The organism is Paraburkholderia unamae (assembly GCF_003096875.1).
GTDB classification, from domain to species: domain Bacteria; phylum Pseudomonadota; class Gammaproteobacteria; order Burkholderiales; family Burkholderiaceae; genus Paraburkholderia; species Paraburkholderia unamae.
In genome coordinates this window covers 51,470-64,066 of sequence record NZ_QEOB01000025.1, presented here as the reverse complement: position 1 = coordinate 64,066, position 12,597 = coordinate 51,470, and the positions used below count along the sequence as shown (strand labels likewise).

Below are 12,597 nucleotides of genomic sequence, written 5' to 3'. Positions count from 1 at the left end.
CGCCCTCGGGCGGCTTTTTTGCGTTCTGGCTCGATCGTTGCGTCAACAATGAACGCCCCGCCATGCGCGGCTCACGGCAATGGCGAGGCGTCGAGCTCGTAGCTCGTGCTGCGCCCGCCGCCCTCCGCTTTGCGCAGCACGCCGCGCGCCAGCAGATCGTTGATGTCGCGCAGCGCGGTATCGGACGAGCATTTGGCGATGGCGGCCCACTTGCCGCTCGTGAGCTTGCCCTCGAAGCCGTCGAGCAGCTTGTTGAGCAGCTTCACCTGGCGCTCGTTGAACGGCGTCGTGGCCCAGTGGCGCCAGAAGCGTGCCTTGGCGAGCACCGCGTCCAGCGTGACCTGCGCCTGATCGACGGCGCGATGCAGCGCGTCGAAGAACCAGGCCAGCCAAGGCGTGACGTCCATCGAGCCCTTCTGGGTGCGCTCCAGAATGTCGTAGTAAGCCTTGCGCTCGCGCTGGATCTGCGCGGACAGGCTGTAGAAGCGCTGCGTGCCGCCATCCGCGCGCGCAAGCAGCAAATCGCCGATAGCGCGCGCCACGCGGCCGTTGCCGTCGTCGAACGGGTGCAAGGTCACGAACCACAAATGGCCGAGCGCCGCGCGGACGAGCGGCGGCTCTTTCGGCGGGCTGTTGATCCAGTCGAGAAAACGGCGCGTTTCGGCCTCGATGCGGTCGGCGGGCGGCGCCTCGAAGTGCACGCGCTGACGGCCGATCGGCCCCGAGATCACCTGCATGGGCCCGCTCGCGTCGTCGCGCCAGGCCCCAACGTTGATACGCGACAGACCCGCGTAGCCGGTGGGAAAGAGCGCGGCATGCCAGCCGAACAGGCGCTCGCGCGTGACCGGCGCCTGACTGTTGGCGGTGGCGTCGAGCACCATCTCGACCACGCCTTCGACGTGGCGATCCACGGGCGCGAGCGCCCCGATATCCACCCCCATGCGCCGCGCGATGGACGAACGCACGGAGGCGACATTGAGCTGCTCGCCCTCGATCTCGCTGGTCTTGAGCACGTCCTCCGTCAGGGCCGCGAGGCTGGCCTGATCGCGCAGCGCCATGCCGACATCGGCCAGACGGCCTGCCAGCAAGCCCTGGGCGCGACTGACCTCGGCCATGGGCTCGGCCAGCTCCGTCAGATCGACACGCCATCGAGGCCAGTCGCCGGCTTGCCAGATGTAGGTATATTCGCCGCTATTCATGCGGCGATTATGAGACGTATTCGCCGCACGCACAAGTTAATCGCCGCAAAATATGCGGCGATTAACACCGGCAATCACCGCAAGGCCCGGTTTGCGCCGGCCGGATGGGCTCGCTGGCGCCGCGCCACAATGTAAAAAAACCCCGGACAGCGCCCGTATGACAGGCTTGGCCGGGGTTTTCCGCCAGAGCTAGCCGCCCTGGCGCCGAACGTCCGCGTGGTGGCTAGCCGATCAGCCCACCCACTTGCGCGCGTTCTGGAACGCACGCATCCACGGGCTCGCCTCGCCCCAGGCTTCGGGGTGCCAGCTCATCGTCACGGTGCGCTGCACGCGCTCGGTGTGCGGCATGAGCACCGTGAAGCGGCCGTCGTCGGTCGTGACCGAGGTGATGCCTTGCGGCGAACCGTTCGGGTTGAACGGATAACCTCCGGTCGCCTGACCGCGGTGGTCGACGTAGCGCATCGCCACGGCCACCTTCGAAATGTCGCCCTGCTGCGAGAAGTCCGCGAAGCCTTCGCCGTGCGCGACCGCCACCGGAATGCGCGAGCCTTCCATGCCGTTGAAGAAGATCGACGGCGAGCTCTGCACTTCGACGAGCGAGAAGCGCGCTTCGAACTGCTCCGACTTGTTGCGCGTGAACTTCGGCCAGGCTTGCGCGCCCGGGATCATCGAGGCGAGGCTCGACAGCATCTGGCAGCCGTTGCAGATGCCGAGCGCGAAGGTGTCCTGACGCGCGAAGAACGCCGCGAACATGTCCGCGAGCTTCGCGTTGAAGCGGATCGTCTTGGCCCAGCCTTCGCCCGCGCCCAGCACGTCGCCGTACGAGAAGCCGCCGCAGGCCACCGCGCCCGCGAAGTCGGCGAGCGTGGCGCGGCCTTCGAGCAGGTCGCTCATGTGGACGTCGTGCGCGTCGAAGCCCGCGCGGTCGAACGCGTACGCGGTTTCGAGGTGCGAGTTCACGCCTTGCTCGCGCAGGATCGCCACGCGCGGACGTGCGCCCTTCGCGACGAACGGCGCGGCGATGTCCTCGGCCGGGTCGAACGTGAGATGCGGCTGCATGCCCGGATCGGCGGCGTCGAGCAGCGCGTCGTATTCGGCGTCGGCGCATGCGGGGTTGTCGCGCAGGCGCGCAATGCGCCAGCTCACTTCGCTCCACACGCGTTGCAGTTCGGCGCGCGGCGCGTCGTAGATGCGCTTGGCGTCGCGGTAGATCTCGATCGAGTCGCGGGTGTTGAGCGTGCCGATCACATGCGAGCACACCGAAAGACCATGCTGACGCAGCACGCCCATCACGGCGTCGCGCTGTTGCGCCGGCACCTGGATCACGGCGCCGAGTTCTTCCGAGAACAGCGCGCGCAGCGTGCGGTCTTCGCGGCGGCCGCTGGTTTGCTTCGCCCAGTCCTTGGCGTCGCCGTAATCGGACTCGTGCTCGCTGTCGAGCGCGAGCATGTCGACGTTGAGCGACACGCCCGTATGGCCCGCGAAGGCCATTTCGCAAACCGTCGCCCACAGGCCGCCATCCGAGCGGTCGTGGTAGGCGAGCAGTTGCTCGTTGTCGTTCAGTTGCTGGATGGCCGTGAAGAATTGCTTGAGGTCTTCGGCGCTGTCCACATCGGGCACCGCGTCGCCCACCTGCTGCGTGACCTGCGCGAAGATGCTGCCGCCCATGCGGTTCTTGCCGCGGCCCAGATCGATCGCGATCAGAACCGATTCGCCCACTTCGTCGGCGCGGCGCAGTTGCGGCGTCACGTGGCGGCGCACGTCCTCGACCGGCGCGAACGCCGAAATGATGAGCGACACCGGCGCGACCACTTCCTTCGCCACGCCCTCTTCGTTCCACTTCGTGCGCATGGAGAGCGAGTCCTTGCCCACCGGAATGCCGATGCCCAGCGCCGGGCACAGCTCCATGCCGATCGCCTTCACGGTGTCGTACAGCGCGGCGTCTTCGCCCGGTGCGCCGCACGCGGCCATCCAGTTCGCGGAGAGCTTGAGCTTGTCGAGCGAGAGGATCGGCGCGCTCGCGATGTTGGTGATCGCCTCGCCCACGGCCATGCGGCCCGATGCGGGCGCATCGATCACGGCGAGCGGCGTGCGCTCGGCCATCGTCATCGCTTCGCCCTTGTAGCCCGCGTAGTCGAGCGCGGTGATCGCGCAGTCGGCCACCGGCACTTGCCACGGGCCGACCATCTGGTCGCGCACCGTCGTGCCGCCCACCGTTCGGTCGCCGATGGTGATGAGGAAGGACTTGCTGCCGACCGTCGGATTGCGCAGCACGCTCTTCGCGACTTCGTCGAACGCGACGCCCGTGACATCGACCGGCGCGAGCGGGACGCTGGCGTGCTCGACATTGCGGTGCATGCGCGGCGGCTTGCCGAGCAGGATGTCCATCGGCATGTCGACGGGCTGGTGGCCGCCGTTCGAAGCGAGCGCCGCCTCGTCGGTGTCGACCAGCTTCAGGTCGCGGTCATCGGTCGCGACGCCCACGACGGCGAACGGACAGCGCTCACGCTCGCAGATCGCCTGGAACTCGGCCAGATCGGCGGGCGCGATCGCGAGAACGTAGCGTTCCTGCGACTCGTTCGACCAGATTTCGCGCGGCGAGAGACCCGACTCTTCGAGCTGCACCTTGCGCAGTTCGAAGCGCGCGCCCTTGTCCGCGCCGTCCACGAGTTCCGGGAAGGCGTTGGAAAGGCCGCCCGCGCCCACGTCGTGAATGCTCAGGATCGGGTTGCGCTCGCCAAGCTGCCAGCACGAGTTGATGACTTCCTGCGCACGGCGCTCGATTTCCGGGTTGCCGCGCTGGACCGAGTCGAAGTCGAGTTCGGCGGTGTTGGTGCCGGTCGCCATCGAGCTGGCCGCGCCGCCGCCCATGCCGATGCGCATGCCGGGGCCGCCGATCTGGATCAGCAGCGTGCCGGCCGGCAGGTCGTGCTTGTGCGTGTGCTGCGCGCTGATGTTGCCGATGCCGCCCGCGATCATGATCGGCTTGTGATAGCCGCGCACGGTGCCCGCCACGTTCTGCTCGTAGGTGCGGAAGTAGCCGCCGAGGTTCGGGCGGCCGAATTCGTTGTTGAACGCGGCGCCGCCGAGCGGGCCGTCGATCATGATTTGCAACGGCGAGGCGATGCGGTCCGGGCGGCCGTAGGCGTCGCTCGTGTCGGCGGGATTGCGGTGCGTGAGCGGCACGGCCGCGTCGCGGGCGTTTTCCCACGTCTCACGCGCGTCGGGCAGATCGAGGTTCGAGACCGTGAAGCCCGTAAGACCCGCCTTCGGACGCGCGCCGCGGCCCGTCGCGCCTTCGTCGCGGATTTCGCCGCCCGAGCCCGTGGCCGCGCCCGAGAACGGTGAGATCGCCGTGGGGTGGTTGTGCGTCTCCACCTTCATCAGCGTGTGCGTGAGTTCGGTGTGGCGGCCGTACTGCTCGCCCGGCGTGCCGTCGGCGTTGTGCTTGCGCGGGAACCAGCGTTCCGCGACCGCGCCTTCCATGATCGACGAGTTGTCCGAGTACGCGACGATCGTGCCCTGCGGGCTGATCTTCTCGGTGTTGCGGATCATCGCGAAAAGCGACAGATCCTGGTCCTGGCCGTCGATCGTCCAGCTCGCGTTGAAGATCTTGTGGCGGCAGTGCTCGCTGTTGGCCTGAGCGAACATCATCAGTTCGACGTCGGTCGGGTTGCGTTCGAGCTTCTTGAAGTTATCAACGAGGTAGTCGATTTCGTCGTCGGCGAGCGCAAGGCCCAGTTCGCCGTTGGCCGTTTCCAGCGCCGCGCGGCCTTTACCCAGCACGTCGACGGTCTGCATCGGGCGGGCCGGCAGTTCGTCGAACAGATGCAGCGCCGTGTCGCGCGAGGCCGCCACGCTTTCCGTCATGCGGTCGTGCAGCGCCGCGGCCACCGCCGCGTGCGCCTCGTCCGACAGCGTTTTCTTGCCGCCCAGCAGGCCGCTCTTGAGCACCACGGTGTACTCGACGCCGCGCTCGATGCGGCGCACCTGCTCGAGGCCGCAATGGTGCGCGATGTCCGTCGCCTTGCTGGCCCACGGCGACACCGTGCCGAAGCGCGGCACGACGAGGAACGTGAGCGCGCTGCCGCGCTCCTGCGGGGCCGCGAACGGCGCGCCGTAGTGCATCAGCGCTTCGATCTTCGCGCTGTCGTCAGCGGAAAGCGGCGTGGCCGAGTTGACGAAATGCAGATACTGGCCGTGCACGCCGACGATGTTGGCGTCGATACGCTGAAGCGTTTCGAGCAGGCGGGTCTGACGGAAGTCGGAAAGGGCCGAAGCACCGGGGAAACACGAGAAGTGGGCCATGGACTGGGGCGTTGCGTCGAGGTTGCGTCGCGGCTTCGCCTCGCGCGATGCGTCGCAAGGTGGCGATGCGTCGCGCGGGGGATGGCGACGGTCAGGCGAAGGGAGACCGCGATTATAACCCGGAAGGCCTCGCCTGACCGCCCCGCAGGCGCTACCGCGCCCGCTCCCCGCCCCTTTTCGGGACACTCGCGGGAACCGGCAACGCACACGCCGCGCCCATGCCGTTCTTTTCGCGATATGCCAGGCGCATTGGCGCGGGTTCCGGCGCAGGCGCAGGCGTGCGCGCGGCAGGCTTGCGGCCATGCGCGATGCGCGTCGCAGCCCGGCCTCGCGCATGGCGACGCGGGCGCTTTCGCTGCTATGATTGCGCGTTTCGTCTGATCGGCGCACCCGCACATCGCTTCGGCGCGCCGCACGCCCCACCTTTGGCAGAGCGCCCTCATCCGGGCGAGCGCCGCCTGTCAGCAGAACGTATCGTCATGGATGTCATCGTCATCGGCGGCGGAATCGCCGGCATCGCCACCGCCTGGCAACTGCGCGCGGCCGGGCATCGCGTCTGCGTGATCGAGCGCCACGCCACGGTCGCGCAAGGCGCGACCTATGGCCATAGCGGCATTGCGCTGCCCACGCCGCTCGATGTCTGGTTCGGCCCCACCTTCCTGCGCAACGGCCGGCAATCCTCGGGCGGCGTGATCAGCAAGACGGGCTGGCGCGGCCAGGCACACACCTTCGTCAAGCGCCTCGCCACGCTGCACGGCTCCGAGGCGTTCGCCGGGCGTTATGCGCTGCTGCGCCCGCTCATCGAATCGGCCCAGGCGGCGCTCGCCGACATCGACGCGCGCTTCCAGCTCGACTACGAGCAGCGCGACGGCCTGCTCTACCTCGTGCGCGGCAGTGACGAATGGTCGCTCACGCAACCGGCGCTCGAACTGCTGCGCCGCTTCGAAACGCCTCACCACGCGCTTTCGGCCGCCGAATGCGTGGCGTTCGACCACGCGATTCCAGCCGATCCGCCGTTCGCGGGCGGCGTGCGCTTCGAGACCGGCCGCGTGGCGAACTGTCCGCTCTTCGTGAAACTGCTCAAGCAGGTGCTCGACGCCCAGGGCGGCGTGCAGTTCGAGACCAGCCGCGAAGTGCGCGCGATCCGTCTCGAAGATCAACGCGCGGCCGTCGAGCTGGCGCCGCGCGCGAACGAGCCGGGCCGCTCACGCGAAGTCGAGGTGATCTCGGGCGACGCCGTGGTGGTCGCCGCGGGAGCGCAAACACCGAACCTGCTTGCGCCGCTCGGCGTCAAGATGCCGCTTTATCCGCTGCGCATGCACACGCTCAATTCGCCTGTGGCGCACGAGGAATGCGTGCCGAACACCACGATCGTCGACGCCGCCAAGCGCATCGCCATCACACGCATGAATCACCGGCTGCGCATCTCGGGCGCCGCCGTGCTGCTGCGCGCGAAGGAAGTCGACGAGGCGCTGCCCGAAGCCCTGACCGAAGACGCGCTCGCGCTGCTCGGCGAAGCCTCGCGCGATTGGGCGCCGGGCGCCGCGCGCATCTCCGCGGCGCTGCCGTGGGAAGGCATGAAGCTGCTCTCTGCTGACGGCCTGCCGGCGGTCGGCAACGTGGGCCATCCACGCCTGTTCGTCAACGCGGGCCACGGACCGGCGGGCTGGGCGCTCTCGCTCGGCTCGGCGCGTCTCGTCGCCCAGCAGATCTCCAACACCGCGCCGGACTTGCCCGCCGATACGATTGCGGCGCTCTGGCCCGGCCGCGCCTGAAATGCGCCTGGGCCGTTATTGAGCCGCCGTTGAACCATCGTTGAGCCGCCGTTGAGCGACGAGTGCCGCCGCGACTTCGCCGCCCCGCGCTCGTTCGCCACGCTCATGAGGCGCGCCGTCTGACGGCGTGCTCGGGTATCGTTGCGTTGTCGCCTCTCCCGCCCGCCTCGCCATGACGCACGCTCCGCTTTCCCCCGCCGCCGCACAACCGGCGCTGCTCAATCCGCACGACCGTGCGCTCCCGCTTCTCACCGTCGAACAGCTGCGCGCCGCCGAAGTCGCGGCGCAGGCCGCCTTGCCCGCCCATACGCTGATGGCGCGCGCCGGTGCCGCGGCCTCGCACTTCCTGCGCGAGCAACTGGCTCACGCGCCCTCGACCGCGAGCGGCAAGCCGGTCTGGTTCGCCGCCGGGCCGGGCAACAATGGCGGCGATGCGCTCGTCGTCGCCACGGAGCTGCATCGCGTGGGCGTGGCGGTCGAGGTCTGCATGCCGGTCGAGGTCAAGCCCGACGACGCCCGCTGGGCGCTCGAAACGGCGCGCGCGGCGGGCGTGCCGATCGCCGCCGCGCCACCGGCGTCGTTCGACGCCTACGGCTGGCTCGTCGACGGGATGTTCGGCATCGGCCTCGCGCGCGGACTCGAAGGCGTGTTCGGCGAGCTGGCCGGGCGCCTTTCGGCGCGCGCGCGCAGCCACGGCCACGTGCTCGCACTCGACGTGCCGAGCGGACTCGACAGCGACACCGGCAACGTGGTGGGCGACGGCCCGGCCGTGCGCGCGACCCATACCGTGACCTTCATCGCCGCGAAACCCGGCCTCTACACCGGCGTGGGCCGCGACCATGCAGGCACGGTGGCCGTCGCGCCGATCGGCATCGACGTTCAGGACACGCCCCGCGCCGCCCGCCTGAACGCACCGGCGCTGTTCGCGCCCGCGCTGCCCGCCCGCGACTTCGCCACCCACAAGGGCACGTTCGGCACGCTCGCCGTCGTGGGCGGCGACACCGGCATGTGCGGCGCGCCGATTCTTGCGGCGCGCGCCGCGCTCCTCACCGGCGCGGGCAAGATCCACGTGGGCTTTCTCGGCAGCGACGCGCCGCCCTACGATGCCCCTCACCCCGAACTGATGCTGCACGCGGCCAGCAAGCTCGCGCTCGGCGCAATGGACGCCGTGGCAGCGGGCTGCGGAATGGGCGGCAGCGCCTCGGCGCGCCAGCTCGTGGACGCCATCCTGCGCCTTCAGGCGCCGGTCCTGCTCGATGCCGACGCGCTCAATCTCGTCGCCCGCGATGAGGCGCTCGCGGCACACGTTGCGCAGTCGGCCGCCACGCGCGGCGCGCCTTGCCTGCTCACGCCGCATCCGCTCGAAGCGGCGCGCCTGCTCGGCGGCGACACGGCCGCCGTGCAGCGTGACCGGCTCGCCGCCGCACGCGCGCTCGCCGCCCGCTACGCGGCCGTCGTCGTGCTCAAGGGCAGCGGCACGGTGATCGCGGCGCCCGACGGCCGCGTCACCGTCAATCCAACGGGCAACGCAGGCCTCGCGACAGGCGGCACCGGCGACGTGCTCGGCGGCATCATCGGCGCGTTGCTGGCGCAGCGCCTGCCGCCCTACGAAGCGGCGCTCGCGGGCGTCTACCTGCACGGTCTCGCCGCAGACACGTTGTGCGCGCAGGGCGACGGCCCCGCGGGACTCACGGCGGGCGAGCTCGCGCCCATGGTGCGCAAGCTCATGAACCGGCTTTTTTACGCGCCCGATTACGAAGCCTGATGCCGGGCTCCATGAACGGCTGAACGCAAGTCGCCGCGTCACCGCACGCCCGTTCGCGCGGCATGGCGCTTGCTACACGAAGATGTCCGGCGCGCGCTAGCCCACAGCGCGCTTACGAGCGGCATGGCCCTGCGCAGCGCCGCGTCGGCCCGCTATACTGATTCTCTGCACGCCGTCTCCCACCGGAGGCGTGCCGTGTTTCCCCGCGGCGCGCGACGCGCGCGTTCAGCCACACCGGCGAACCGCGCCTGCCGCCCTCCATTCGTGATCCCTCGCTAGACGAACATGACGAATCCGCTCCCCGCCTGGTCCGCGCTACAGACGCATTACGAACAGATCCGCGACGAAAAGCTGCGCGACTGGTTCGCCCCCGCCAACGACCCCGCGCCGACGCGCGCCGAACGCTTCACGTTCGCGGGCGCCGGTCTCGCCGCCGACTTCTCGAAGAACCGCATCACCGACGCCACGCTCAAGCTGCTCGTGCAACTCGCGCGCGAAGCCGGCGTCGAGGCGCGACGCGACGCGATGTTCAAGGGCGAAGTCGTCAACCCGACCGAAGGCCGCGCGGCGCTGCACACCGCCTTGCGCGCCACCGAAGCCGACGCCCCGTTCCACGCGCAGATCCTCGCCGAGCGCGCGAAGATGGCCAGGTTCGCCGACGCCGTGCGCAGCGGCGCATGGACCGGCTACACGGGCAAGCGCATTCGCCACGTCGTGAATATCGGCATCGGCGGCTCGGACCTCGGACCGAAGATGGTCGTGCACGCGCTCAAGCATCTCGAACTGCCCGAGATCACCTCGCACTTCGTCTCCAACGTCGACGGCGCGGATCTGTGGCGCACGATCGAAAACATCGATCCGGAAGAAACGCTCGCGATCATCGTGTCGAAGACCTTCACGACGCTCGAAACGATGACCAACGCGCTGTCGATGCGCGACTGGTTCGTCAAGCACGGCTGCCCGCAAGGCGAACTCGCGAAGCACTTCGTGGGCGTCTCGGCCAACCCGGCCGAAGTCGTGAAGTTCGGCATCGCCAAAGAAAACGTGTTCGAGATGTGGGACTGGGTGGGCGGCCGCTATTCGCTGTGGTCGGCCGTGGGCCTGTCGATCATGATCGCCATCGGGCCGCAGCAGTTCGACGAACTGCTCGCCGGCGCCCACGACATGGACAAGCACTTCCGCGAAGCGCCGCTGGAAAAGAACCTGCCCGTTCTGCTCGGCATGATCGGCATCTGGTATCGCAACTTCTTCGGCTCGCAAAGCTATCTCGTTGCGCCGTACTCCGAAGCATTGCACTACCTGCCTTCGTACCTCCAGCAGCTCGAAATGGAGAGCAACGGCAAGCAGGCGCGACTCGATGGCCAGTTCGTCGATTACGCGACCTCGGCGATCACCTGGGGCGAGCCCGGCACGAACGGCCAGCACGCGTTCTTCCAGATGCTGCACCAGGGCACGACAATCGTGCCGATCGACTTCATCGCCGTGCTCACGCCCGAGCATCCGCTGAGCGACCATCATCCGAAGCTGCTCGCGAACTGCTTTGCGCAAAGCGAGGCGCTGATGCTCGGCCGCACCGAGGAAGAAGCGCGCAAGATCGCGGGCCCGGACAAGCCCGAGCTCGTGCCGCACATCATGTTCCCCGGCAACCGCCCGACTTCCACGCTGCTCGTCGACGCGCTCACGGCGCGCTCGCTCGGCGCGATCATCGCGCTCTACGAGCACAAGGTGCTCGTGCAGGCTTCCGTGTGGGACATCAATCCGTTCGACCAGTGGGGCGTGGAACTCGGCAAGATCCTCGGCAAGGTGGTCGAAGCCGACTTGACCTCGGCGAGCGCCGATGTGAAGGCGCATGATTCGTCGACGGCTGCGCTCATCGCGCGCGCCCGCGCGGCGCTCAAGCGCTAGATCGCGGGAATCCGGCGTGCGCTTGTCCAGCGCACGCCGCGCATTGTCTGGTAGATCGCCTGGTGAACCTGGGCGCTAGCGTCCGGCTTCGACGTTGCTCGTGCTGTGCGCAACGCCATGCGGCGCGTTGGCGACGCGATGGCCCGCCTCGATCGTGACGATAGTGTCGCAGCGCTGCGCGAGATCGATGTCATGGGTGACGAGCACGAGCGTCGCCCCATTCGTGCGATTGAGTTCGAACATCAGGTCGATCACGGCGTGGCCCGTGGCGGCGTCGAGGCTGCCGGTGGGTTCATCGGCGAACAGCACGGACGGGCGCGTGACGAATGCCCGCGCAAGCGCCACGCGCTGCTGCTCGCCACCCGAGAGCAGCTTCGGGTAATGGCCCGTGCGCTCGGCGAGTCCCACGCGTTCGAGCAGCGTGCGAGCACGCGCGAAAGCCTCGCGCGTCGACATGCCGCCCTGCAACTCGAGCGGCAACGCCACGTTCTCCAAAGCGGTGAGATGCGGCATGAGCTGGAACGACTGGAACACGAAACCGACCGAGCCGTTGCGCAGCGCCGCGCGCTGATCTTCGGCCATGCCGGTAAGCTCATGGCCGAGCAGTCGCACCGAGCCCGCGCTCGCGCTGTCGAGACCGGCGAGCAGCCCGAGCAGCGTCGACTTGCCGGAACCCGAGGCCCCGACGATCGCCACACTGCTGCCCGCCTGCACCGTGAGGTCGATGCCGTCGAGGATGGTCAGCTCGCCGGTGGCGTCGGTGACCCGCTTGGATAAACCCCGTACTTCGATGACTGGATCGCTATTCATTCGCACATGATGACGCACAGGTTAGCCGTGAATCCACAGCGCGCCGCATGGCGCCGCGCCCTACGCTACACACTCACGCGCTCCGGCGCGCTTGCCTCGATCGCCGCCTTCGCCGGGGCCGCCATGTTCGGCGTGAGCGGCGGTGCCCGCGCCGCCACACCGGCGCCTGCGGCCGGCGCCGCGGCGACACCCGCAGCCACGGCCAGGCCGACGCTCGCCGTGCTGGGCGACAGCCTGTCGGCCGAATACGGCCTGCCGCGCGATAGCGGCTGGGTGGCGCTGCTGCGCCAGCGTCTCGCCAGCGAGCGAATCGATTATAACGTCGCGAATGCGAGCATCAGCGGCGACACGACGAGCGGCGGCCTCGCGCGCCTGCCACTCGTCATGCAGCGCATGAAGCCCGCCGTGGTGGTAATCGAGCTCGGCGCAAACGACGCGCTGCGCGGCGTGCCGCTCACTACGACCGAGAGCAATCTGCGCGCCATCGTCGCCCAGGTCCGCAAAGGCGGCGCGAAACCCGTGCTGATCGGCATGTACGTCCCACCGAACTACGGGCCCGACTACACGCGGAACTTCCACGCCATCTACGAGAAGCTGGCGAAGGAGATGAACGTCCCGCTCGTGCCCTTCCTGCTCGCCGGTCTCGCCGATAAACCCGAGCTTTTCCAGTCCGATCAGATCCATCCCACCCGGCAGGCACAGCCTTTGCTGCTTGACAACGTGTGGCCGGCACTCAAGCCGCTGCTCGGCAGCGGCGCGCCGCACTGAGGCGGGCAGCAGCGCCTCGGCGCAGGCCACAGTTTGTGTCAGAGGAGCGAGCCCGGCTGGCCGCTCC

General features: G+C 68.8%; 7 protein-coding genes. 4 read left to right on the top strand and 3 right to left on the bottom strand.

Features of this window, described 5'->3' with window-relative positions:
• Window positions 1-71: 71 nt before the first annotated feature.
• Together C7402_RS37190 and purL are read right to left on the bottom strand one after the other, a co-directional pair.
• Complete coding sequence (locus tag C7402_RS37190; protein WP_116614113.1) at window positions 72-1,199, bottom strand: Fic family protein; 1,128 nt, start codon at window positions 1,197-1,199, stop codon at window positions 72-74.
• A gap of 231 nt (window positions 1,200-1,430) precedes the next feature.
• On the bottom strand, window positions 1,431-5,507 hold the full coding sequence (gene purL / locus C7402_RS37185) for a phosphoribosylformylglycinamidine synthase (protein WP_116614112.1): 4,077 nt from the start codon (window positions 5,505-5,507) through the stop codon (window positions 1,431-1,433).
• Between the two features lie 479 nt (window positions 5,508-5,986).
• Between purL and C7402_RS37180 the strand changes: the two genes are divergently transcribed.
• The 3 genes from C7402_RS37180 (at window position 5,987) to pgi (ending at window position 10,952) form a co-directional block, all read left to right on the top strand.
• Window positions 5,987-7,282, top strand: a complete 1,296-nt coding sequence (locus tag C7402_RS37180; RefSeq protein WP_116614111.1) for an FAD-dependent oxidoreductase — start codon at window positions 5,987-5,989, stop codon at window positions 7,280-7,282.
• Window positions 7,283-7,454: 172 nt separating this feature from the next.
• Window positions 7,455-9,047, top strand: coding sequence for an NAD(P)H-hydrate dehydratase (locus C7402_RS37175; RefSeq protein ID WP_116614110.1), 1,593 nt, complete (start codon window positions 7,455-7,457; stop codon window positions 9,045-9,047).
• 285 nt (window positions 9,048-9,332) lie between these two features.
• Window positions 9,333-10,952 carry a glucose-6-phosphate isomerase gene (pgi, locus tag C7402_RS37170; RefSeq protein ID WP_116614109.1) on the top strand — a complete coding sequence of 540 codons (1,620 nt, stop codon included), beginning with the start codon at window positions 9,333-9,335 and terminating at the stop codon, window positions 10,950-10,952.
• Window positions 10,953-11,027: 75 nt separating this feature from the next.
• Here pgi and C7402_RS37165 read toward each other — a convergent pair whose 3' ends face one another.
• Complete coding sequence (locus C7402_RS37165) at window positions 11,028-11,762, bottom strand: ABC transporter ATP-binding protein (protein ID WP_112176356.1); 735 nt, start codon at window positions 11,760-11,762, stop codon at window positions 11,028-11,030.
• A 123-nt stretch (window positions 11,763-11,885) separates the two neighbouring features.
• Between C7402_RS37165 and C7402_RS37160 the strand changes: the two genes are divergently transcribed.
• On the top strand, window positions 11,886-12,530 hold the full coding sequence (locus C7402_RS37160; RefSeq protein ID WP_112176435.1) for an arylesterase: 645 nt from the start codon (window positions 11,886-11,888) through the stop codon (window positions 12,528-12,530).
• Window positions 12,531-12,597 lie beyond the last annotated feature (67 nt).